This is a genomic window from Gillisia sp. Hel_I_29 (genome assembly GCF_000744275.1).
Classification (GTDB): domain Bacteria; phylum Bacteroidota; class Bacteroidia; order Flavobacteriales; family Flavobacteriaceae; genus Gillisia.
The window spans coordinates 1,587,524-1,611,309 of the sequence record NZ_JQLP01000005.1 but is presented as its reverse complement, the minus strand read 5'-3'; the positions used below and the strand labels follow the sequence as shown (position 1 = coordinate 1,611,309).

Genomic DNA, 23,786 nt, shown 5'->3' with positions numbered 1-23,786 from the left:
GCCCATGTATATTAATATTCAAAGATATCTTCTAGTACTCACTATAGTCTCGGCAATATATTCGTGCGGAAATAATGAAGAAACGCCTAAAGACGTTAATAGCGGTGAAAGCACTGCTAAGAAAGGAGAAATAACTTTAAGCGTTGCTCAATTTGATGGGAGCAATATGAAAATTGATAAGCTTACTGAAAAATATTTTCCTGTTAGTGTAGCTGCTACCGGAGTTATAGATGTTCCACCAGAAAATAAAGCGGTCATTAGCTCCTTTGCAGATGGATATGTTAGACAGACACCACTGCTTATTGGTGACTCGGTTAAAAAAGGACAATTTCTGCTTAGTTTGGAAAATCCAGAGTACATTCAGATGCAACAAGATTATTTAGATGCTATGGAGCAGATGAAATATTTGAAATCTGAGTATGAACGTCAAAAAACGCTCATAGAAGAAAATATAACTTCAGAGAAGAATTATCTAAAAGCTGAAAGCGACTACAAAAGAAATTTGGCTAAATACCAAGCGCTTCGCAAAAAGTTACAAATGTTAAATTTGTCTCCTGATGCCATAGAAAAAGGTTCTATTTCTTCTCAAATTAGAATTTATTCGCCTATTACAGGGAGTATTACAGAAATGAATATCAATAATGGAATGTATGTTTCTGCAGCTCAAAATTTAATGCAAATTATAGATAGAGATCATTTACATATAGAGCTAGATGTTTTTGAAAAAGATCTGATGAATATCAAAAAAGATCAGGAGATAAAATTCAGCATTCCTGAGGCAAATAATGATACCATAGAAGGAGAAGTTCATTTGGTAGGAACTTCTATTAATAGTGAAAAAAGAACAGTGAAGGTGCATGGGCATTTTAAAGATGAAAGTTTAAAAAATAAATTTGCTACCGGAATGTTTGTAGAAGCTCAGATCCAAACAGCTGAAAAGAAGGCAAAAGCGCTTCCTACAGAGAGTATAGTATCTTTAGATAATACTAACTATGTTCTTATTTTAGTAGACAGAACAGATAGTGGCTATGTGTTTAAACGTCGTGAGGTAAAATTAGGAGATGTTTATAACGGTTTTACCGTTATAACGAATAGCAAAGATTTTAAACCAGATGATCAATTTGTGACTAAAGGAGCCTTTCCGTTAATAAAGGAAGAATAAATATAATCTTCTATGTTTGGAAGATTTATATACACAAAAAAGCCCTGAACAAATGTTCAAGGCTTTTTTTTCGTCGGGGTGGCAGAACGCACCTTTTATTTGTTATCCCTTGTTAGTAGAGACTTCTCAGTATTTTAATTTTAATAGGTCACCGAATCGGAATCAATGTTAAGATATATTACTTTCATTCTCACTATTTAAAAGTACAGAATTATTTTTTTGATTTCTAATTTTAAGCATTGATGTTGAGTTATTTATCATAATTCTTCAATTAACCCAGAGAACTTACCAGGTGATGATTTCAAATACTGCTTTTATCGCGGTATATCTTCAGGTTAATTACTATATTAGTTTTCATATAATGAGTTGTGATGCATTAAACAAAATGATCCAACAAAAAGAGAATATGCGGAATTCATTTCCGTATGAAATCTTTAGTATAGAATTGTACAAACTTTTTTTTCCTTAAGAGATCTTTTGGTATAGTGAAAAATGTTTAAATAATTATAATTCTTCATATTGATAGTTATGGATTATTTCGTTAGCTTCAGTTCCCGTTGATGATGTAGTGTTTGAGTAAATAAAATTTCATAATACGCTGCCAATTCCAAAATCTGCTATAGTAATAATATTCAATATAATTAAACTAATAAATTGTTCCAGACAGCAGCAATTCTAGATAATTTATTAATTGGAATTGATATAAATATTTACTAAAGGAAAATTTATAAAGTCAATTTGAGATTCGCTGATACATTCAAGATAATTATTGCATAAAATAATATGCCTCTTTTTCAAAAAGATTATCGCTATAATTTTGAGATTTTTTCTTTTCAATTTGATAGAGAAACTTTTTTAATACGGAGTTATAATCTGTATAAAAGTATTTTTGATAAAATTTAAATAATTTCGACTTCGATTCAAGTTTCGTTGAAATTGGAGAAACATACATATTAATTCCAGATAATTGTTCATACTGATAAGTATGAATGATCTCATGTGCTTTTATTGAAATAGGAGAGTTTTCTTTTAGTACGAATAAATTATCCCCGGTTGCTCCATCAAAATTATTTATTCCATCTATACTAATATTTTCATCAGTGAAAACAAACGTTCCAAATGTAAGACTTTGCGAAAAATCAAAAGAATAATTAATAAAACCACTTATAGTTGATCCCAGACTAAACGGCATGATCCTATACCGCAATCGAAATTTATCTTTCGTATAAATATCAAATCTGTTGAAACCTATATTTAAATGCCATTTTACCCAAAAATTTTGGTTGCCCGCAGCATTTTCAATAATGGAATTTCCTGCCGCGTTGACCAATTTAGACGGCCATACGTAAGCATAATTCTCGCTTTGTGAAAATTCCCTTAGCATTCGTTTACTCTCGAATACCACATAGCCTCCTAAAGCTCCCTGAGCAAAGCCTTTTAGCAAAACCTTACTGAATTGTTCTTCCGGTTCTTTATTGATAATAGCTCCTATTCCACCAATTACCGAGCTAACCCCAACATTCACTAAAGCGAATTCCAAATCGGAATTTTGGGCTTCGCCTGATTTTCCACAAATAATTAAGCAAAATATCAGTATCGAAATATCCTTATAGTAAAACCCAGACTTGAGAAAAATCTGGGTTGTATTATAGATTGTAATTATATGATTACTCATTAAATCCTTTTACAGAGTTTAAATCCTTTACTAAAAGAATGGGAATCCTTTGGTGAGACTCCGCATATGTTTTATAAGATGCTCCTTCAATTACGCTAATATCCACATTTCCTCTCATTAAAATCAAATTGACAAAGGATAAGTTTGGTATATCTTCAAATATTGCCTGTTTAAGAATATATTTCCCATTATCATTTTCGATATGATCCACATTCACAATGTTTTTTCTTTCTTGTTTATTTCCATCTTTTGATAGAGTTTCTCCAAGGTATTCAACAGCAACCATTAGACCTTCTTCATTTTTAGGATCAGCATTCCATTCCAATAAGAAATTTTTGTAATATGCTAATATAGAGACTTTAGATTCTATCTGTTGAACAGGCTTACTGACATTTAATTTTTTCGGAATATATAATTCAACCTCTGTAACATCATTTGAGCTCTTATTGTTTTTGAAGTTAAGAGATATTGTTTTACCATAAATTTCTGACTCACTGAATTTACTACCTTCGATAGTTTCCCCTAAAGCCATTTTCTGTCCATTCAAAGAAACTGATTTATTAGCATAATTTTGGATTTCAATTTTTTGAGATAATGAATATTGTACATTATTGATTGATTTTAGATTATTAAAACCCAAAGTATTATCTGTCATTTTAAAATAATCATGATAGGCATTTGGACTAATATCCAACAGTCTATACTTATTTGATATTTCCTTATTTGCACTGGAAGCTTCAGTAGTCATTTCGATTTCATTCTGCTCGTCTTTTTGACATGATGTAAAAATAATTGCAGATAATAAAAGATATGTGATTTTTTTTAATTTCATCTTTAAAATTTTTAGTTGTTAAACTTAAGGTTCAGTAGGCTCAGAAGGTAACCCCCAATTGCCATCTATATATATAGGCTCTTGAATCTCGGGAATGTACATCATGTCCTGGTCGTAATCGAAATTAATCTTCTCTCCTTGAATATTCCCTTCTACAAAATTATCGCCATCATTTTCGGTAACTTCCCAACGCACGTAGAATCCTTGATTGTAACCTGAACCTTGTTCCCTAAAACTATCTGTTTTAGCTTTCACTGTTACTTCTCCATAAAAACTACTATTTGACGGGACGGGTACAGCTACAGAATTACTCATTACGTTTGAGTCACCTTCATTATATTCAAATTCTTTTTCTCCTTTACATTCAGAGCCATCCGCAGTCATTTTTCCATAAACAGCAGCTTCATTCTCAGGGTATCTATAATCGCCTTTGGTTTCCAAAAGGGTGTTCAAATTATAAATTACTCCTCCATTATTAAAGGCGATATTAAACGCAACATTTGTAGACTGGATATTTGGCAACCCCAGGCTAAAATTTGTCATGGTGTATGTTTTAGTTGCAGAAAAATCACAATCCGGTGGTGTGTTATCTGTATAACCTCCATCAAATCTACAACTACCCAAGAAAATAAATAATGCCATAAAAGACATTAATTGTAGTAATCTCTTCATTTTAAAAAAATTAAATTATTAAATCATTTGAATAAATAATAGCCTGCGCAGTTCTATCATATTGTAAACTTGATAAAAACTCATCAACAATGCTAAATTTTAACCGTACACTTTGTATGGTTAATTCTTACTCTTTCTAAAAAACAATTTCGTAAGTAACATAGAAGGGTTAAACTTAATATAGATGGAAAAATTAATTTCTAAGTTAATTTTAAACCTGTGAATTCAAAAGAGAACCACACTCACTAAATGAAGATGATGTATATAACGCGTGGATTCACTTATTTTATTGAACTTAAAATTACAAAGTATACGAAACAGGAAAAGTTATAAATAAATTTCAAAAAACTATATTTACACTGCTTAACGCATCACAACATCGTTTCCTATGAAAAGCAATAACCTTGTCTCTTAAAGATAATATTTTAATTTCTCTTATTTCATACGTATAATATTTTAACGTGTTGAATTTTTGATGAAGCTTTGCTTCAGTAAGAATTCAATACAAAAATAACCTGCTCAGCATCCTATTTGTGGTCACTTCTTGAGTGCCACCAGCATCACTATGATTGTGGTTAAATAAACCTGTCCACGGTCTAACAAATAATGTGGTCCAATATGGCCACCAACGATGTTTTGTGGTACAGGCTTGGTTTTAGTTTGAGCTTGGTCATTGATTATCAGCAGGGTTCACAACTAGAGATTTCCAACCATAGCTCTCAAAACTACGATGGGCAGAATACCCACAGCAACCAGCCTCATAAGCAGTAGTTACTTGGTGATCAGAAAAATGTTTCTGAACGTACTCATATAACTTCTCAGGCTCTGGAGGCATCGTGAAAGATTTACCGCCAAAGAGATCGGTGCTGCAATGTATTTTCCAGCTTCTCTTGTGAATATCAATTCCTATGAATAACTTTGGTAATGCAGTAACTCGGGTTTCCATATCTTTAGTTTTTATCGTGATTATTAAAGATACTCGATTACTGCTTTTTCATGGATGCTAACAGCAAATAGCGGGCATTCTTGTGAAAAGTGTTATTTTAGAGACCAAGTAAAAAAGAATAAAACCGACAAGTTCTCGTCCCTATTCCACGCCACTTGCGTTATACAAGACCGTTGCCACCAATTTAAATTATGAGACAATTTTTAAGAATATTTTCTGCTCTAACAATATTAAGCGGAATTATAGTTGCTATTTTTTTCTTTAATAAACTTACAGCTGATTTTCAAGTATTAGGAGAAAATGCAGTACTTCTAAAAGAAACAGCATATGTCGGAAATTTTATTGGAGGAGTTGTAGGAACATTTTTTTCACTAGGTGGATTTTTTATTCTTATTCTCACTTTATCTGAACAAACTAAATTCGCTCATAAAGAAAGATTTGAAAGCAAATTTTTTGATCTGGTTAAACTTCATAGGGAAAATGTTAGAGAATTGGAAAAAGATAATACAAGTGGGAGAAAAGAATTTCACAAAATATTCTTACAATTTTTAGAATGTAGGGAAGATATGAAACCAGTTTTTAGACGAGCAAATGAAAATACCATATATGAAAAAAAATACGCAGATGAGTTAAGGGAAAAGTTTAATCTGACTAATGAAAATATTAATTTGGTAGACTTAGCAAAACTAAATCTTCCTTATTTAGTAACTTTTTACGGTGTAGGATCACATGGTAGAGAAGCCATTTATGATTTTTTAGAGAATAAATATAAAAAAGCTTTTATAAAAAAAGCAATAGAATATATTTCTATGAAACCTGCTAAGAGCAGTTTATATTTCCAGTCTTGGTCAAGACTTAATAAACTTCCGAGTAAATCAAGAGTAAGAATTGCTCAGCTAATTCGGAGAATAAGAAACAATGAAATTATCCCTAATGATGAACAAGTTGATCTTGCCAATGAACATTTTTATAAATCGGATTATGTAAAGTTTTATGGCGGTCATCAATACCAATTAGGTCATTATTTCAGGCATTTATTTCAAACATTTTCATTCATTAATATTCAAAATAATTTAAGACATGATGAAAAATACTTTTATGCTAAAACTTTAAGAGCACAATTATCAACTCATGAACAACTACTACTTTTTATTAATAGTATTTCCTCGTTAGGTATGGTTTGGGATCTTACACCTGAAATTAGTAAAAAATGGTATCGAAGCGATAAAGATCTAATTAATGAGAAACGATTAATTACTAAATATAATTTAATAAAAAATATTCCTGGGAAGAAAATTTTTGGTATAACATATAGCTATTACTATCCGAATGTAGAATTTGAGCAATAAGATAATAAACTGGTGGCAACATCGTTTCCTATGAAAAGCAATAACCTTGTCTCTTAAAGATAATATTTTATTTTCTCTTATTTCATACGTATACTATTTTAACGTGTTGAATTTTTGATGAAGCTGTGCTTCAGTAAGAATTCAATACAAAAATAACCTGCTCAGCATCCTATTTGTGGTCACTTCTTGAGTGCCACCAGCATCACTATGATTGTGGTTAAATAAACCTGTCCACGGTCTAACAAATAATGTGGTCCAATATGGCCACCAACGATGTTTTGTGGTACAGGCTTGGTTTTAGTTTGAGCTTGGTCATTGATTATTATTTATGCTATCACCCCTACCTCATAAGGAATTTCAGTTTTTATCACCGCTAGAGTGCGGCTCAGTAATTTATGAGCCACCTTTACTATTATTTTCTTCACATCTTTACCTACATGCTTCCGGTAATATGCCTGGATCACAGGATCAGTTCTTATCGCCTGCCAAGAAGCCTCCACAAAATAGGAGCGGATAAGTCTGTGGCAACGTGGGTTCATTCCAAGAGCCTTAGAAGTAGCCCCGCTTTGATAGATCCCAGGAGCCAATCCAACATAACCCGCTAAATGTTTAAGCGTGTTGAAACGTCTTATATCACCCAGTTCAGACAAAATCCCTACCGCTACAATCCCTCCAATGCCCGGAACACTTCTTAACAAATAGTAATCTTTCTTGAAATGTTTTCGGCAATAGGCTCTTAATTGACTTGATACATCCCGAAGCTCTTTATCGATAAACCGGAAAGTTCGCATTTTGCTAGCCATGGTTTCCTGTGCGGTGGGGTAATTGAATTCTTGGCTATCCACCCACTGACGAAAAGCATGGCTCCAGTGATCATTATCAAATTCTGCAGGAACTTTAATTCCGAAATATAGCAAGTGCATCTTAATCCTACTTTTGATTCGACGAAAGTCTTTGACTAACTCATTGCGACGGCGAAACAGACTACGTAATTCTTCTCGTTCTATATCTGGAACAGTGATACCATCCAGACGACCATCTTTAAGCTCTCGGCTAATGAGTTGCGCATCAATACGGTCTGTTTTAGTGTAGCGCTCCTTTCCTTTACGATGGATATCAGCAGGGTTCACAACTAGAGATTTCCAACCATAGCTCTCAAAACTACGATGGGCAGAATACCCACAGCAACCAGCCTCATAAGCAGTAGTTACTTGATGATCAGAAAAATGTTTCTGAACGTACTCATATAACTTCTCAGGCTCTGGAGGCATCGTGAAAGATTTACCACCAAAGAGATCGGTGCTGCAATGTATTTTCCAGCTTCTCTTGTGAATATCAATTCCTATGAATAACTTTGGTAATGCAGTAACTCGGGTTTCCATATCTTTAGTTTTTATCGTGATTATTAAAGATACTCGATTACTGCTTTTTCATGGATGCTAACAGCAAATGTCGGGCATTGTAGTGAAAAGTGTTATTTTAGACACCAAGTAAAAAACAGCTAAGCCGACAAGTTGCCGTCCCTACTCCACGCCACTTGCGTTAAACAAGACCGTTGCCCACAAGCTTTAACCAAGATTCTAACTACAAATTGAGCATAATGATAACTGAAATTAAAATTGATAATATTTCTAGTTACAAAGAACCAGTCCCTATAAAGGAATTAAAAAAATTAAATTTCTTTTTTGGTAATAATGGTTCTGGGAAATCTACAATAGCAAAATTTCTTTATAATATAAATCCAAATAAGTCAAATGAGTTATACGGATTTGAAGACTGTAGCCAATTAGGTTTCAATGAAGAAAATAATGAAGTTTTAGTATTTGATGATGAATTTGTAAAAAGAAACTTTATAAAAAAAGATTTTTTAAAAGGTATTTTTTCATTAGACGAAGAGAATGATGAAATAGAAAGAAAAATCAAAGAAAAGCAGGAAAAAGCAGAAAAATTTGAAAACTACGTTACTGAAGATCTGACTAATAAAAATGACAGTTATAATAGTCAATTAGACGAGCTATACAAAGGAAAGAAAACAGGAATTTTAGACGCTTGTTTTCAAAAAAGAGACGTCTTCAATCAGTCGTTTCCTCTATTAAAGTTAAAATATAAAGGAAGTAAACCAAATCACATTAGTCAAGTTGAGAAAGTTTTAAAGGACGAAGAAAACAAATACTACAAATTTAAAGACCTAAAGAAAGAATATGAGTTTTTTTATGAGCAAGACTTAACCAAGGTTCAAAATACCTTCAAATCAACTTTATATCTAAAAATCCGGAGACTGGAAGAAAAGATTAATTATGCCTTAAAACAAATTTTCACTGGAAATAAGGACATCGATATTGCAGAGATGATAGATAAACTAAGCCTACAAAAATGGGTAGAAGAGGGTTTAGAGAAAATAGACACATCAGGTAATCAAGAAAAATGTCCATTCTGTCAGGAATTTACTATAACCCCAGAACTGATAAAGAAATTCGACGAATATTTTGATGAATCTTATAAGAAGAAAAAGAAGTATATAGAAAGCTTATTATCCAAATATGAAACTTTATCAGAGCAAATTATTGCTAACTTAAATACTACTAAAACAGAATTTAATCCTGACAGCCAATTAAGTGATTTAATCCTAGAATTATCTTCTCATTTTGAATTACAAAAAGACATAATTCAAAATAAATTAGATAGAACAAATGAAACATTTGAAGTTAATTCTATTTTCAAATTCAAACCAAAATTATCAAAGTTGATCAATGCAATTAAAACCAACAATGAGATGTTTGATTCATTGGAGGATAAAAAGGATAATTTAGATTCTAAAATTTGGAATTATATAAGCTTTCAATCTAAAGATGATATTGAACTTTACTATTCACGCAAAAACGAAATTGAATTTAAGAAAGCCGCACTTAGTAGATTTGAAACCTATTTGTCAGAAAAGATAAAAAAACTACGACTTGAAATAGAGGATTTAAGAGACAATACTATTAATACCGCTAAAGCCAAAATTAACATTAACAAAATTCTGAAAGGTGCAGGATTTAAAGGTTTTGAAATTGGTGAAATGCCAAAAAGTTCAGAAAATGAAATTCCTAAATATTATTTGAAAAGAGATGATTCAGAAAGTAATAATGTCTTCAACACGCTTAGTGAAGGAGAAAAGAATTTTATCGCTTTTTTATATTTTAATGAAATATGTAAAGGAACTTTAGAAAAAGAAAATAAAGAAAAAAAGAAGATTGTGGTAATAGATGATCCAGTATCTAGTTTAGATAGTCAAGCATTATTTATCGTAACTACAATCATTAGGGATTTGGCCAAGAAAAAAGGAGGATTAGCCAGTGATAAAAGGGAATTTTACAATCCTTATATCGAGCAAATTTTCGTTTTAACTCACAACATATATTTCCATAAAGAAGTATCCTTCGCTACGGGTAGTAAGTTGTGTCAAGAGATTAGTTATTACCAAATACAAAAGATTTCTGATAAGACCCAAATTAAAAAAACTGCAAAAAATGAGATTGATAATGATTACAACTTGTTATGGAAGGGCTTACAAAATTTAAAAACAGAAGGTAATCCTGCAAATAATGTTGTTGTCGGTAATTTGATGAGAAGGATTCTTCAAAGTTATTTAAATTTTACTAGGAATACTCCAAAGGAATGGACATTAATAGAAGAACTTGAACAAAATGACCCCAAAAGGATAATATTTAGTTGCTTGATTTCTCAAATTAATGATGATAGTCACCATTACAATCCTAATGATGATTTTTACTATCAAAGAATGACCCATACAGATATTGAGGACATCTATGAGGTATTTGAGTTAATGTTTAAAGATATTGGGGGTATTGAACATTTTAATACAATGCAGCAACATTCAGAAAATTGAATTTGATTAATGTTTAAAAAAAGCCAGTGGGCAACAACGGTTATCACAAATAACGGGTGTTGTCGAAAAAGTGTAATTTAGTATCCTAATTAAGAAAAGAACAAAACCGACAAGTTCGCATCCCTACTCCCGCAACTTGTGTTAACCGTATTCCAAGGTTAAATCCAAACTTTTTTCCCTAATTCTTCAGGCAGCAAATTTATGTAGTTCCACATACGGAGTACCTCTTTTTACTACTGCAAACACTCTGGATAATAGCTTATTGCGAACATTATTCAGCGCAATCATCTTTAGTTTACCTTCTTCTAGCTTTTTCTTGTAATAACGGCGTAATTCACTATCATGTTGAATAGCTGTACAAGCAGCCATGCTAAGCAGACTCTTCATTTGCCGGTCTCCCATCGGGTGACATTTTCGCCTTTTATGAATACTGCTCCCAGAACTATGACCAAAAGGAGCAGTCCCACAATAACTGGAGAATTGGCGCCAGCTATCAAAACGTTTAAAATTATTGGTGTGATAAAGCAACTGGGCACCTACAACTAATCCCACGCCTTTTAAAGAAGAGATCAACCGATAGTTTTGTGATAATGCTTCAGAATTCTTTATAAGTGATTTTAGTTGCTTCTCTATTTTATTTATTTGAGAAGTTAGATGAGCAATAGAGCTTACCAGCGTCTTGCAACAGGTATCGGTTGAACTACTGCTGAGTAACTTCTTTAGCTCGGAAAGGGTACTCATTAATCCTGTACGACTTCGAACCAGTTGATCCCGTAAAGCGAGTAATCTGCCTACTTCCAAGAGTTCCTTATCTTTCAGCTCACTGGCAGAAAGTTCCTCTCGGTGAAGCCAACCATATCTGGCGATCATCATGGCATCTACAACATCATTCTTCTCCCTGATTACTCCAGAGGATCTTTTGATCACTACTGGGTTTTCCTGCACATAAACCGCCTTCTTCGACGATAAATACAACGCTAACTTCAAGGAATAATGACCTGTATTCTCAAAACAAAAAAACACTTTCTGTTCCTTACCGTTAGCCCATTTCAACAAGGCTTTATAACCCACTACATCATTACTGAACTCACGATGTAAACTTCGATTATACGCAAAAGCATCTAACTTGTTTTTTGAAACATCAATTCCGATTACTTCTTGGTAATTTTTCATATTTTTAAAAATTAATATTTGAAGGGCGCAGTAACTAACTCCTTTAACGGGTCCATTTATTGACCTGGTATTCCAAATGGTTCTTTGCTGCCCATATGAAGAATGGAGGACTCTTACGGATATTGGATCTGTAATCTAGAGACCGTTTTAGTTCTCCTCCTTCTTCATCTCAAAGGTATATTTATTAATAAACGAAGTAAAGGAGACCGTTGTAGCCAATTTTAGCAGGAAAACTGAGATATAATTATGAATGGAAGAATCTGAAAATTTTAATAATGCAAAAAATGCATTTTCAAATTCCTTATTAGAAATTTGCCCTGATTTGACAGAAAAAGAATTAGAATTTATATTAACGAAAGTTTCCTTTACTCAAATAAGAAGTAAAACATTTTACCTACAAGCTGGAATAGTTCAAGAAAGCTTAGGATTCGTTTATAGCGGTCTTTTAAGAAGTTACTATTTGACCGCTGATGGAAAGGAAGTTACCACAGCTTTTCTAAGTGAAAATAACACAGCCACGGATTATCGTTCATTCATACAACAAATACCTTCAAAATTTTATATTAAAACTTTAGAACCTTGTATCTTCATTAATCTATCATACAATTCAATTCAAGAATGCTATTCCAGGTTTAAAAATTTTGAAAAATATGGTCGACTCATCGCTGAATATTTATTAATTAAACGCCAAAATAGAATTGAAAGTTTTTTATTTGAAAATGCAGAGCAAAGATATCTCAATTTCATAAAAAATAATCCGAGGCTAATAAATCGAATAACTTTAACTCATCTATCTTCATTTCTTGGAATTGAAAGACAATCACTAACCAGAATAAGAAAAAATATTTAAAAAATAAAAATTGACACAAATGTGTCAGTACGCTCTATTCTTAATTAAATACTTTCGTGAGATTAATAATAAATAAGCCAAGTTAAATAATTATGAGAAAGTTTACTGCGATTTTAATAATGCTACTATCAACACTAACCTATTCACAAGAAAATTTAATAAATAAAACGAGTATTCCATTTACATTGACTCAATATGGACATATAATAATTCCAGTTGAAATTAATGGTGTAGAAGGAAAATTTATATTTGATACTGGAGCAGGAATAAATATAATTTTTAAAAATTTTGCAGATAAAATTGAAAATCTACAACAAACTGATAATTTCTATACAGGACATAGAGCTACAGGTGAAGAATTGCAAGTTGATCTATATAATCTAGAATCTTTATCATTAGGCAGTTTTAATGTCAAGAATGTAATTACTGGAATTTACGATATAGATTTTGAATATGACGGATTAATCTCCCTAACTTTATTCAGGAAGACACCAATAAGTATAGATTTCAGGAATAAAGTCATTACAATTGAATCCGAATCGTCCATGCTGGATTTAATTAAAGATAAAGATTTCGAAATGCCTATTCAAATAACTAATGACAGGAATATAGATGTAAGTATATCTACGAACATTAAACTAAACAATAAATTAAACTTGAATGTAGGATTAGATAGTGGTGCAGGATTTGACGTTTATAGATTTAATTCGAGATATCTAACAGCTTTTAAAATTGATTCAACGTTAATAAAAAAGGTTTATAAAAAAAGTTATTTTAAAGAAGGTGAAGGGAACAATTTTTTTATCACGAAAATACCCGATTTAATAGATGATAATAACAATGCATCAGTAAAAGATTTCGACGCTATTTTTATTGAAGGCCTCATATATGAAGGCATAATGGGCATTAATTGGATTGGAGAAAAATTAACAATTGATATTTCGAACCATAGAATATTAGTGCAAAAATAACATTTGCTAACAAATGATATCACACATAAGGGGTAGCTGTTAATAGAATATAATTAAATTAACCATTAATTAAAACCTAAGCCGATAAGTGTACGTCGCTAGTTCCGCAACTTGTGTGAACCGAGACCATTTTAGACAATTTTATTAAAAAAAAATGAAACATATTATTTCCATATTTCTGTTATTAATTATAACAAATATTTCTGCTCAAGAAATCAACTATGAATTAAAAGTCAAACTTGATTCAATAGAGGAAAAAGATCAAAAACTAAGAAAATTATTTTATCCGATTTCTACACAAGAAAAAAAAGACATTTTAAATAAGTTGGGCTTTACTTGGGAGCAATTTGTAGAAAAGGAGTGGAAACTCGTTTCAGAACAAGATAGCTTAAATATAAAAGAAGTAAGTAAGATTATTGACCAATTTGGTTATCCTGGTAAATCACTTGTTGGTAAATCGACAAATACTGCTGCGTGGAGCGTAATACAGCATTCTAATCAAATAGAGAAATATTTTCCTTTGATAGAAAAAGCTGGTGTCGAAAATGAGATTCCAATGACTTTAGTTGCTATGATGGAGGACAGAATGTTAATGTATAAAGGTTTAGAACAGAAATATGGAACTCAAGCTAGCGGTCATGAGGTTGTAGATCCAAAAACAAAAGAAACTAAATGGGAGTCCTTTATATGGCCGATTGAATCTCCATCTGAGGTAAATAATTTGAGGGAAAATGTTGGATTTAAAGAATCCATAGAAGAAAGCGCTAAAAGTATGAACATCGATTATAAAGTTCTGACATTAGAGGATATCAAAAAATTTAGTACAAACTAAAACTGGCAAAAACATCGGTTACCAGCAAATAGCGGGCATTGTAGTGAAAAGTGCTATTTTAGACACCAACTAACAAACAACTAAGCCGACAAGAAAGCGTCCCTACTCCGCGCTACTTGCGTCAACCAAGACCGTTGTGCAACATTGGGCAAACTGAAAAATATAAATGTAATATGGCTAACTTGCTATTAAATTATCAAAAATGACTTTTTATAAGCCTCTGCTTTTCTTTTGCTCCCTCTTGTTAATAGGATGTCTGCCTGACAAGAAAGAGGTCAATAGCGGAGCTCCAACTTACAGGATAGAAGGAAATGTTTCCAATTTTACAGAGGGTACTAAATTTTACCTCCATAATCTCGCAACAAATGCGAATGTCGATAGTGCAACGGTTAAGAATAATAAATTTTTAATGGAGGGCCACATTGCCGATCCTCCATCGTTGTTCTGGCTGAGAGCCACTGATGGTGAAGATTATGTCTATACACCTTTATTCATTGGAAACGATAACCTTACATTAATTGCTGACAAAAAGGATTTTGCCTGGAACGTGAAAACCAGCGGATCTAAAATTGACGCTAGTTACCGCAAGTCAATGGATGTAACAAAGGAACTCGATATCAAAAGGGACTCACTGATATTTGGTTTCCACGCTTTGTCAGATGGTGAAAAGGAGGAAATGAGAGAGGAATTTATGGAAACTGTTGGCAAAATTGATAGCATCATAAAGCTTCGAACAATTAAATATGTCAAAGAAACCAGCGACACTTATGCCGGTATTTTACAACTCGGCTTTCACAAAGATGACATTCCTAAAGATTCAGTCAAAATAATATTTGACCGCTATAGCAATGAACTAAAGCAGAGTAAGTTTGGCAGAGTTGTAAAAGTATACCTTGAATCAAAGAACATAGAAAAAGGTGATAAATTTCTTGATTTTGTGGGTTTAGATCAGTTAGATAATAAAACCAGCCTATCAAACCTAATGGAAGAAAGAAAATTTCTTTTAATCAATTACACTTCCGCATATTGTGGTTACTGCATAAGGGCTACAGATGAACTCAAAGAAATTTCTAACAAGTACCAAAACTCTCTCAATATTGTAGATTTCTCTGCTGATCCTCATAAGGAAACTTGGCTGAAGTCGGTTGAACGAGATCAAAATTCGTGGCCCAGCTTGTGGGATGGTAAAGGGAGGTACAGCGAAAGTGCCCTTCGCTATAATTTCTCAGTTACTCCAACTTTCCTGCTCATTAGTCCTGATGGAAAAATAGTGGATCGATGGGTTGGATATAAGGAAGGAAAGCTAAAAAAGGACTTAGAAAGATACTTTTAGCCTGTTGAAGATATAAACAACGTTGCACAACAACATATAAATACAATGCTTAAACCTGTCTTGAATCGAAGTTCCGTGTTCGCTTGCTTAGAGGATTGTCCTACGGACAATCACACTCGTCCGCTCGCACTGTTCTTATACGAGACGTTGTGGTAATTTTTAATCAAAATTTGAGTTTCAATGTATTACAATAAAAATCTTGTTCAGAATATTTCTAATTGGTATTCCAGAGTTCAAAATTCAACATTAGATAATTTTCAATTTGATTTGAAATTTCTACTTAAAAACATTGAAGATAATGCCACAATTAAAGGTGTTATTTCAGAATCGGTTAAAAAGTATTTTTTAAACGAAAAAGAACTAAAAAGATTAGATGAAGACCTACAATTTGATTTCTATGAAATTGGAATGGATAGCTTAGAACATAGAGCTGCAATTTGCTATCAGCTTACAAAATTTATGGCTAATGAATATAAGTTTCAGATTAATACATTAACACATTTCAATTTTGGCGATTATCAACAAACGCAAGATAGAATATGCTCGGATTTAATCCTTCCTTTTATTCAGTTCATAATAGATTCATTAGAAAACAGTAACTCAATAGTTTATCTTTTAGAAAAATATAAGAAAAGAACCGAATGGTTTACATCAGAAAAATTATTAAATCAATATAGTTTACAAACCAAGAACTATGAAGACTCCTTAGAGGATGATTTAAGAATATTCTTATTTGATCAAGGAATAGATTATCCTTTTTCAACGCCTAAATCGAAATCTGGTAGAGCAGATATTGTGGGAAACATAGATACCTCAGATCCTTTAATTATAGAAATTAAAATATTTGATCGCAAAAAGAAATATGGCAAAAAAAGAATTGTTGAGGGATTTACTCAGATTAGACAGTACACAGAAAATTATAATAAAACACAAGGTTTTCTGGTTATTTTCAATTTTGATAAAGCTCAAATAAATTTTGACTTGAATAATAAGCAAACCATGTATCCACCAATGTTGACCATAAATAATAAAAATTATTATTTCGTAGTAGTTGATGTCGCTGAAAGAAAAGCAGCAAGTAAAATCGGAAAATCTGAATTAATTACAATTACTAAAGAAGATTTAATACAATAAAAACAACATAAAAGAAATAGAATTTTTAATCTATTCTGACTTTAGGGAATATTTCAAAAAATTAATACTTGAATTAAAATTTCAAAGTATAATTGAATTAGCTGCAAATTTTCAACCAGATGCAAATTTTCCGAATTGGAAATTGAGATTGATAAAAGAAGATATACTTTTAAATGAAAATAAATCAAATTATATCGCTATTCCTTCAGATAATAGCTTCTGTTATTTACTAAAAAGTAAAAGGTCTAGAGATAAAAAGGGATGTATTAGAATCGAATAAATCACTGTTTACAACATCGGTTCTCATTAAAAAAAAAGGATATGTTCAAATAGTGGAATATCAGTACAATATATATTTAATAAGAGTAAGAAAATTTGTTCGCTTTGGCGAACGGATTTGAATAGCAAGAGGGTAACACGCTTCGCGATGTTACATATTCCCAAATCATTGATTATCAGTATTTTAAATTATTTTAATTCCTTCTTTCTTACTAAATTTGCGACAAATGCATCGTGAACCCCAGTAAACAGGCTCATTTTTGCGACAAATCTTTATAAAAATGGATTTAAATGGAATTATAGGACCGTCCTCATCAATTCCCTTGCATTTCATTTCAGGAAAAATGATTCGTTCAAAGGTCTTAGCCACGAGCCAAAAAGTTTTGATATTTTATGAAGTGATGAATTCTCTTGTTGAATAAAGTCCGCCGGATTACTTTTCATTATTAAAAAAAACTTTGTGGTAACTTATTTTCTATTATATATTTTATATTCAATACTACTGGCCTACATTAATTCAAATCATTTTTTTAGGGTTCTAAAAGCTTCAATTTAAATTCTTTATATTTATAAAAACTTCATGCTGTGGAAGATGACTTTTTAAAATCTAAGAAAGAAATTTCAATAAATCCATTAGAGCGCATTGCCCTTTCGATGAGTGGTGGTGGCTACCGTGCCGCCAGTTTTCACTTAGGAATCTTAAGTTATTTTAATCATAAAAAATATAAAGGAAAACCACTTCTAACAAATGTAAAAGCTATTTCCACAGTTTCAGGAGGTACTATTACGGGAGCATTCTACGCGGCGGGTATTCAAAAAAACAAAGCATTTACCCAAATCTATCATGAGCTGCTGGCATGGATAAGAAAACAGGATTTGGTTAAAGAAGCTTTGACCAAAATAAGTACAAAAGGACTTTGGAATTACGCTTATAAAAAAAAGAACCTGATCAATGCATTTGCAGAAATATATGATGACACTTTATTTGAAAATGATACCCTAGAGGTTATAAATAATCTTGAGAATTCTCATTTAGAATTTGTCTGCTTTAATGCTACAGAATTTCTAACCGGACTTCAGTTTAGATTTCAACATGGTGGCAATTATAATTACTTCGGAACCAATGAACTTAGGATTTCAAATAATCATTATACAGACTTTCGTATCGGGGATATTGTCGCTGCTTCCTCGGCTTTTCCGGGAGGATTTGAACCTTTATCCCTTCCTGAAGATTTTTTTGATCCTCGATCTGAGATTTATGAAACAATCCAAAAAAAATTGAAAGATGATGGTGGGAGTATGGGGCTGATGGATGGTGGGATTTTTGACAACCAGGGAATATCCGCCTTACGACGTTATGAAAATAAAAAAAGTACATCAACCTTCGATTTGTATTTTTTATGTGATGTGTCTTCCCCATATCTGGCACCTTTCCAATTTTCAGAAGAAAAAATAGACGAATTCAGAGATAGTACGCTGGAAGACCAATTGAATAGACTTAAGAATATCAAAAAGAATTCAATCTGGTTACCGATTATTATTTGTGCCATCGGGCTAATATTGGCGGCTCTTGGAAAGCTTCAAGATAATATTATTACCGGAATTGGAATTACTCTCCTTATCATAGGATTTCTTTCTGCATTTGCCAGATTCTGGTTACTAAAAAAAATTAAAGGATGGTTTGGGGATTTTAATTTATATCTAAAGAAACTAATCCCTGATTTTTTTGAAGAACGATTGACGCTCTTTGATTACAAGACAACTAAAATAGGAAGGTTGGAAGTGCTCTTACTGGACAGGATAAATTCTTTGAAATTGTTATTTCCCGATATTTTTCTAAAACGAATTAGACAATTGCAATATAATGGGCTATATGAAAATAAGCAATTTGACTATCGTAGGGCATCTTGTTTGATTAAGGAGCTTACCGTAGTTGACTTTAAAAAAACCAAGAAAAATTTTGCATTCATGGGGAAATTTTATCCTGAATTAAAGGGAGAAACTTACCAAGAGATCATTGGTGAAAATATCAAAGAATATGTTGACAAAGCCTCTGAATTTGGAACTACGCTTTGGTTTACCCATGACGATTTTAAGGAAGAAAAGGTCAAAGCACTTGTGGTTAGTGGTCAGGTAGGTTGCTGTCAGGATTTAATGGTTTATGTATCGGAACTAATAAATCGAAAAGGAAGTGGTTTTAAAAACCTGGACACTGACATTCAAAATAATTTAAAAGAATTACATGCCGAATTATTAAATGACTGGTTGCGGTTTAAAGATCAGCCGGATTGGTTATATCAGGAATTAGAAAAATAAAATGTTATGGCAACTATCTTAGACGCTCCACCAGATGATATACAAAAGAATATAGATCTTTTAAATAACGATCTGGATGCTCACCTGCCTTCTAAGGAAATTGACAAAAACCTTCTTATAGCAACGTGGAATATTCGAGCTTTCGGTAATTATATCAGAAAATGGAAGTCGGAAGAAGAAGATAGTCCTAAGCGGGATATGCATTCTATTTTATGCATTGCTGCAATCATCAAACGTTTTGACGTCATCGCAGTTCAGGAGGTGAAAGCTAACATTAGGGGTTTAAGAGATGTGATGAAACTTTTAGGAAGTCATTGGTCTCTAATATTAACAGATGTCACCAAAGGTAGTAGTGGCAACGGAGAAAGAATGGCATTCATTTTTGATACCCGTAGGGTCAATCTATCCGGATTGGCCTGTGAATTAGTAGTGCCGAAAGAATGGTTAAAAGGAGATATTTCTAAAAATGCTTTAGAAGAGCAGTTTGTCAGAACCCCGTATGCAGTAAGTTTTAAATCCTGTTCCCAGACCTTTATTCTAGTGACGCTTCATATTAAATATGGGAAAAAATCAAGTGAAAGGATTCAGGAACTCAAAGGTATAGCACAATGGCTTTCTGATTGGGCGGGCGACATGAACGCTTATCACCAAAACTTAATTACACTTGGCGATTTTAATATTGATGAACGTGGTGATCTTTTGGATAAAACATTTTTGTCTGAAGGCTTGTTTGTACCCGATGCTTTACAAGATCCACTAATTACCCGTTCTATTTTTAATGAAACTAAATATTATGATCAAATTGCCTGGTTCAATAATAATAGTAATGTTCCAAATTTATCTATGGACTTTTTAAGAGCAGGTAATTTTGACTTTTTATCAACAGCACTAAGAAATCGGAATTTATCTAAAAGGAGTATTTCTTTTATGCTTTCAGATCACTATCCTCTTTGGACTGAGTTTAGAATAACTTAAATTTAAAAGATTGTGCGATACTGACCCCATTTCCTTTCATTTCGCAAAAGCTTCATTTCAGAAAAAGAGGTTCACTAAAAATCGTCTTGGACACGAGCCAAAAAGATTTGATATTTTATTATTTGATGGTATAAATCTTTTTGACTCAAGTCCGCTAGTTTGGAACTGTAAACTATACTTTGTGTAAAGAACCCGATCTTCACTTCTTACACTTTATAATACTTTCAAAGGATTACCTTTTGATACCAAAAAAACAGGATTTGAAATTAGAGGCCTGCATAAAGCCGCTTTGCTTTTTATAAGGCCTTTCTAATTTCAGATCCTGAGAAGATGCAGTATCAAAAGGTAATGCATACAGCTCTGAAAGAAGTAAATGAGAAAGCACAGAAAACATATTATTTGATCTATCCATGAAAAACATAAAAGGAAAATGCTCCAGATAAAAAAAGTAAATGGGTTATACCATAGAATGAGCGCAGAGGTTTCTAATAACAGAGAAAATTCTATTAACCATCATTGTCATCATTTAGGTTATCTAGTAAGTCTACTACCTGATCAATAAATTGGTGTTCCTCAAAGGGAATAAGTTGTAAGGTATGTCGCAATACCTCATTAACATTATATTTCGGTTGGGGTATTTGTTTATCGCTTAAACATTCATTTTCCTCTAATGCGAGGATACACACTTTAATAAGATTCGTAATCAAATACATTAGTTCTAAATGACTCTGAACCTGAAAAGTTCCCGTGTAATACTTGCCTTTCTTGTTCTTTAGTGGAGTCAAATGGTTAAGATTTTCTTCTTTAATCTCAGTTAATTTTTTGAGAATTGTTTTCCTTTTCATTTTAAAGTTCTTTTTATTGAACATTGAATTCACTGTGGAGGGGTTCTAATTCTTGAAGTTTCTTTTCTCCTTCATTAGCCACTTTTTCAAGAAATCTACGGCATAAGCGCTGTGCATAATTACTGTCCTCTAACGAAACTTCGTCAATGGATTTAAAATTGACATTATACTGCGCATGGCATAGCGCATGAAATACTCGCTTGGAGCGAAAAGACTTTTTAGGTAATACTATGTTTGGGCTATTGCAGAAATTACTGCAAAGATTTAAAAAATGATTCAGATCATAGTAACTAGATTTATACTCCCAAAAAACATATAACAATGCGGCACAAGCTTGTTGTAGCGATTGTGAGATTAAAAACATTCTTGCAGATTCATCATAGATATCGTCGCATACATCTACTTTATCTTTAAAGTAATAAGCCCGGTTCATACGGAATTCCCATTCTTTTCTAATGGCTGCATACATTTTTGGATGATAACAATAACCACCACACAATAAGCTTTCGGCAGCGTATATTGCTTTTTCAGGTGTAAGAATTCGGCTAAGAAAATTATCACCATGCCTCAACCGATACTTTATCTCATTCAAAGTGTAATGAATGGAATCTATTCTTACACTTTCGTGCATTTTGGAAAACACCTTACTCATGAATTCCTTTGGTTGTGCAACGTATTCCTCGCTAATAATCAATATAATTAATTTATACGCATGCATTATTGGACTTTGCTTTTCGGGATTGGGGTTAAGCAGATATAATGATGATCTACTATCCTTTTGCATCCCGATGAGATAAATTGAATGAACTTCAATAATAGATTTTATAACCTTGGTAATCTTAGTAACTATTTTATCTGGTATAAGATCATCTTGGATGGCGTTAATATTTGATATCTTTGATAAAGGCTCCATAATATTGTTTTTTAATTATGAATATCAAGTTAGGTTGAGGCCTTACCGTATAGAACCAAAAGTGTTGGTAATTTACCTGAAAAGGTTTGTTTTATACCCGAGAGGGTTATACCTTAATTTTTAGAAAAAGAATACTTATATTTGAGTTATGACAACAACAAAACCAAACCATATAGGCCGTAAGATCGCTCGTATTAGAGAGCTTCGTGGCATGAAACAAGAAACTCTTGCAGAACAATTAGGCATTAGCCAACAAAGTATCTCCCACATCGAACAAAGCGAGAATTTAGAGGACGCAAAACTTGAAGAAGTAGCAAAAGTGCTTGGGGTTACAAAAGAAGCTATTGAGAATTTTTCGGAAGAAGCTGTTATTAATTATTTTAACACTTTTAATGATAAAGTGTCTAGTAGCAATTTTGGGCATCAAAATACTTGTAATTTCAATCCTTTAGACAAAGTAGTTGAACTATTTGAAGAAAATAAAAAGCTTTATGAGCGTCTATTACAAGCAGAGAATGATAAAGTGGCTTATTTGGAGAAGTTGTTTGAGAATAAATAGGTTAGAAAATATACCTATATAAAAACCATTCATATTTTTTTAAGCATTAGATATAAACAATCCAGTTTAAACTTTTTTAAATTAATATTCAATCATTAAATTTCAGAATACATAACAATTATGCCTGGAGAAGAATCTAAAAAATCTGGAGACCATGGAGAAGCCCTTATTGAAAACATTTTTAAAGAGCTTCTAGGTTTTCCTGCGTATAGAACAAACATTCCAAATTTAAAATGCGAAAGTCAAGAAGAACATGCAAAGCTCAGGACTAATAAATCTAACTCACATGGATTAGATGGATTAGTGCACTATAATTCACCTTTAAAATCTGAAGTTTTAGAAATTGGATATATATCAGTCAAACATACAAAAAATAAATATCCAGGTTCCCCTAGGGGAAAGTTCAAAGAGCATTTTATTGACTTAGCTACTGCTTTAGAATGTTTTCACTATTCTGATGAAAAAAAAGATATTGAAGGTAATTCAACTGGAGTAAGGAGTACTAATGTAACTGGAATGTTATTTTGGCTGTCCAATGAAAAGGAAGATTCAGATAATTCAATATTAGAAGATCTAGCGAAATCTCAAGTGGAATCGTTGCAGATTGTATTTAATAGAATAATAGTGGTAGATTCAGCGCGGCTAAATTTTATTCATCAGACTGTTTCAAAAGTAAAACTAATAAGCCGTGGTAACTACTCTTTCGTTTACCCATCCACTGGATTAAATTTCAAGGCTAATTTTAATGAAAATTTCGGAGATATTTTTCCATTAGATTTCTTTGCATATGATGTCATTCCCATGAGGTTTATGGTTAACAATGAAGTATATTTTATACTGTCTTGCAGAGATAATATAGATGAAGATCATTTGGCCCAATTAATTAGTTTAGCTAAAACTTTTGATAAACTTGAAGCAACATCTAGTATTTTCTTATCCTTTAAAAATTACAATTCTTATGATCATGATGATATGATAAAAAAAGTTAAAGGAAGATTTACAGATAACAGTTTCATAAAACTAATCTCAGTAGTTTCTCATGATTCAAATTTTAAAAATCTTACAAATCTAGAATAGC

At 32.2% G+C, this 23,786-nt stretch carries 20 protein-coding genes; 12 read left to right on the top strand and 8 right to left on the bottom strand.

The features are described 5' to 3' along the window. Positions 1 to 4: 4 nt before the first annotated feature. On the top strand, positions 5 to 1,162 hold the full coding sequence (locus tag P163_RS12450) for an efflux RND transporter periplasmic adaptor subunit (protein WP_034891695.1): 1,158 nt from the start codon (positions 5 to 7) through the stop codon (positions 1,160 to 1,162). Positions 1,163 to 1,928: 766 nt separating this feature from the next. On the opposite strand, the gene P163_RS12445 is transcribed toward P163_RS12450, so the two are convergent. The 4 genes from P163_RS12445 to P163_RS12430 all read right to left on the bottom strand — a co-directional run bounded on the left by P163_RS12445 (position 1,929) and on the right by P163_RS12430 (position 5,287). Continuing rightward, positions 1,929 to 2,702, bottom strand: a complete 774-nt coding sequence (locus P163_RS12445) for a hypothetical protein (protein WP_034894344.1) — start codon at positions 2,700 to 2,702, stop codon at positions 1,929 to 1,931. Between the two features lie 127 nt (positions 2,703 to 2,829). Beyond that, positions 2,830 to 3,669 carry a hypothetical protein gene (locus P163_RS12440; protein ID WP_034891693.1) on the bottom strand — a complete coding sequence of 280 codons (840 nt, stop codon included), beginning with the start codon at positions 3,667 to 3,669 and terminating at the stop codon, positions 2,830 to 2,832. A 24-nt stretch (positions 3,670 to 3,693) separates the two neighbouring features. Beyond that, a complete protein-coding gene (locus P163_RS12435) occupies positions 3,694 to 4,341 on the bottom strand; it encodes a hypothetical protein (RefSeq protein ID WP_156100704.1) in 648 nt (215 codons plus the stop codon). Between the two features lie 670 nt (positions 4,342 to 5,011). After that, positions 5,012 to 5,287, bottom strand: coding sequence for a hypothetical protein (locus P163_RS12430; protein ID WP_034891689.1), 276 nt, complete (start codon positions 5,285 to 5,287; stop codon positions 5,012 to 5,014). Positions 5,288 to 5,478: 191 nt separating this feature from the next. On the opposite strand from P163_RS12430, the gene P163_RS12425 reads away from it, so the two are divergent. Continuing rightward, positions 5,479 to 6,636, top strand: a complete 1,158-nt coding sequence (locus tag P163_RS12425) for a putative phage abortive infection protein (RefSeq protein ID WP_034891686.1) — start codon at positions 5,479 to 5,481, stop codon at positions 6,634 to 6,636. Positions 6,637 to 6,962: 326 nt separating this feature from the next. On the opposite strand, the gene P163_RS12420 is transcribed toward P163_RS12425, so the two are convergent. After that, a complete protein-coding gene (locus tag P163_RS12420; RefSeq protein WP_034891683.1) occupies positions 6,963 to 8,018 on the bottom strand; it encodes an IS110 family transposase in 1,056 nt (351 codons plus the stop codon). A 218-nt stretch (positions 8,019 to 8,236) separates the two neighbouring features. On the opposite strand from P163_RS12420, the gene P163_RS12415 reads away from it, so the two are divergent. After that, entirely contained in the window at positions 8,237 to 10,528 is a 2,292-nt protein-coding gene (locus P163_RS12415; RefSeq protein ID WP_034891680.1) for an AAA family ATPase, read from the top strand. 186 nt (positions 10,529 to 10,714) lie between these two features. Here P163_RS12415 and P163_RS12410 read toward each other — a convergent pair whose 3' ends face one another. Next, the gene (locus P163_RS12410) at positions 10,715 to 11,701 is read right to left on the bottom strand and encodes an IS110 family transposase (protein WP_034890560.1); all 987 of its coding nucleotides are present in this window, start codon (positions 11,699 to 11,701) and stop codon (positions 10,715 to 10,717) included. Between the two features lie 250 nt (positions 11,702 to 11,951). Between P163_RS12410 and P163_RS12405 the strand changes: the two genes are divergently transcribed. The 7 genes from P163_RS12405 (at position 11,952) to P163_RS12375 (ending at position 20,391) form a co-directional block, all read left to right on the top strand. Further along, positions 11,952 to 12,551: a Crp/Fnr family transcriptional regulator gene (locus P163_RS12405; protein WP_034891677.1), complete on the top strand. Its 600-nt coding sequence runs from the start codon at positions 11,952 to 11,954 to the stop codon at positions 12,549 to 12,551. A gap of 92 nt (positions 12,552 to 12,643) precedes the next feature. Further along, the gene (locus P163_RS12400) at positions 12,644 to 13,522 is read left to right on the top strand and encodes a retropepsin-like aspartic protease (RefSeq protein WP_081891333.1); all 879 of its coding nucleotides are present in this window, start codon (positions 12,644 to 12,646) and stop codon (positions 13,520 to 13,522) included. A gap of 154 nt (positions 13,523 to 13,676) precedes the next feature. After that, the gene (locus tag P163_RS12395) at positions 13,677 to 14,354 is read left to right on the top strand and encodes a DUF6624 domain-containing protein (protein WP_034891671.1); all 678 of its coding nucleotides are present in this window, start codon (positions 13,677 to 13,679) and stop codon (positions 14,352 to 14,354) included. 202 nt (positions 14,355 to 14,556) lie between these two features. Beyond that, entirely contained in the window at positions 14,557 to 15,687 is a 1,131-nt protein-coding gene (locus P163_RS12390; protein ID WP_081891332.1) for a TlpA disulfide reductase family protein, read from the top strand. A 180-nt stretch (positions 15,688 to 15,867) separates the two neighbouring features. Beyond that, positions 15,868 to 16,821 carry a hypothetical protein gene (locus tag P163_RS12385; RefSeq protein WP_034891665.1) on the top strand — a complete coding sequence of 318 codons (954 nt, stop codon included), beginning with the start codon at positions 15,868 to 15,870 and terminating at the stop codon, positions 16,819 to 16,821. A gap of 864 nt (positions 16,822 to 17,685) precedes the next feature. Beyond that, positions 17,686 to 19,416, top strand: coding sequence for a patatin-like phospholipase family protein (locus P163_RS12380; RefSeq protein WP_034891662.1), 1,731 nt, complete (start codon positions 17,686 to 17,688; stop codon positions 19,414 to 19,416). 6 nt (positions 19,417 to 19,422) lie between these two features. Further along, positions 19,423 to 20,391, top strand: coding sequence for an endonuclease/exonuclease/phosphatase family protein (locus P163_RS12375; protein WP_034891659.1), 969 nt, complete (start codon positions 19,423 to 19,425; stop codon positions 20,389 to 20,391). A 506-nt stretch (positions 20,392 to 20,897) separates the two neighbouring features. On the opposite strand, the gene P163_RS12365 is transcribed toward P163_RS12375, so the two are convergent. Together P163_RS12365 and P163_RS12360 are read right to left on the bottom strand one after the other, a co-directional pair. Further along, positions 20,898 to 21,236 (bottom strand): hypothetical protein, encoded by a 339-nt coding sequence (locus P163_RS12365; RefSeq protein WP_156100701.1) that lies wholly within the window; start codon positions 21,234 to 21,236, stop codon positions 20,898 to 20,900. 13 nt (positions 21,237 to 21,249) lie between these two features. Next, complete coding sequence (locus P163_RS12360; RefSeq protein WP_034891650.1) at positions 21,250 to 22,149, bottom strand: hypothetical protein; 900 nt, start codon at positions 22,147 to 22,149, stop codon at positions 21,250 to 21,252. Between the two features lie 148 nt (positions 22,150 to 22,297). On the opposite strand from P163_RS12360, the gene P163_RS12355 reads away from it, so the two are divergent. After that, positions 22,298 to 22,708 carry a helix-turn-helix domain-containing protein gene (locus tag P163_RS12355; RefSeq protein ID WP_034891647.1) on the top strand — a complete coding sequence of 137 codons (411 nt, stop codon included), beginning with the start codon at positions 22,298 to 22,300 and terminating at the stop codon, positions 22,706 to 22,708. Between the two features lie 120 nt (positions 22,709 to 22,828). Beyond that, on the top strand, positions 22,829 to 23,785 hold the full coding sequence (locus P163_RS12350) for a hypothetical protein (protein WP_034891644.1): 957 nt from the start codon (positions 22,829 to 22,831) through the stop codon (positions 23,783 to 23,785). The last annotated feature ends 1 nt before the right edge of the window (position 23,786 follow it).

Coding starts and splice junctions, on each gene's coding strand:
- P163_RS12430 (WP_034891689.1), bottom strand. CDS start 5,287: ATGGAAACCCGAGTTACTGCATTACCAAAGTTATTCATAGGAATTGAT.
- P163_RS12410 (WP_034890560.1), bottom strand. CDS start 11,701: ATGAAAAATTACCAAGAAGTAATCGGAATTGATGTTTCAAAAAACAAG.
- P163_RS12385 (WP_034891665.1), top strand. CDS start 15,868: ATGTATTACAATAAAAATCTTGTTCAGAATATTTCTAATTGGTATTCC.
- P163_RS12450 (WP_034891695.1), top strand. CDS start 5: ATGTATATTAATATTCAAAGATATCTTCTAGTACTCACTATAGTCTCG.
- P163_RS12415 (WP_034891680.1), top strand. CDS start 8,237: ATGATAACTGAAATTAAAATTGATAATATTTCTAGTTACAAAGAACCA.
- P163_RS12365 (WP_156100701.1), bottom strand. CDS start 21,236: ATGAAAAGGAAAACAATTCTCAAAAAATTAACTGAGATTAAAGAAGAA.
- P163_RS12375 (WP_034891659.1), top strand. CDS start 19,423: ATGGCAACTATCTTAGACGCTCCACCAGATGATATACAAAAGAATATA.
- P163_RS12435 (WP_156100704.1), bottom strand. CDS start 4,341: ATGAAGAGATTACTACAATTAATGTCTTTTATGGCATTATTTATTTTC.
- P163_RS12400 (WP_081891333.1), top strand. CDS start 12,644: ATGAGAAAGTTTACTGCGATTTTAATAATGCTACTATCAACACTAACC.
- P163_RS12355 (WP_034891647.1), top strand. CDS start 22,298: ATGACAACAACAAAACCAAACCATATAGGCCGTAAGATCGCTCGTATT.
- P163_RS12425 (WP_034891686.1), top strand. CDS start 5,479: ATGAGACAATTTTTAAGAATATTTTCTGCTCTAACAATATTAAGCGGA.
- P163_RS12360 (WP_034891650.1), bottom strand. CDS start 22,149: ATGGAGCCTTTATCAAAGATATCAAATATTAACGCCATCCAAGATGAT.
- P163_RS12350 (WP_034891644.1), top strand. CDS start 22,829: ATGCCTGGAGAAGAATCTAAAAAATCTGGAGACCATGGAGAAGCCCTT.
- P163_RS12420 (WP_034891683.1), bottom strand. CDS start 8,018: ATGGAAACCCGAGTTACTGCATTACCAAAGTTATTCATAGGAATTGAT.
- P163_RS12395 (WP_034891671.1), top strand. CDS start 13,677: ATGAAACATATTATTTCCATATTTCTGTTATTAATTATAACAAATATT.
- P163_RS12440 (WP_034891693.1), bottom strand. CDS start 3,669: ATGAAATTAAAAAAAATCACATATCTTTTATTATCTGCAATTATTTTT.
- P163_RS12390 (WP_081891332.1), top strand. CDS start 14,557: ATGACTTTTTATAAGCCTCTGCTTTTCTTTTGCTCCCTCTTGTTAATA.
- P163_RS12405 (WP_034891677.1), top strand. CDS start 11,952: ATGGAAGAATCTGAAAATTTTAATAATGCAAAAAATGCATTTTCAAAT.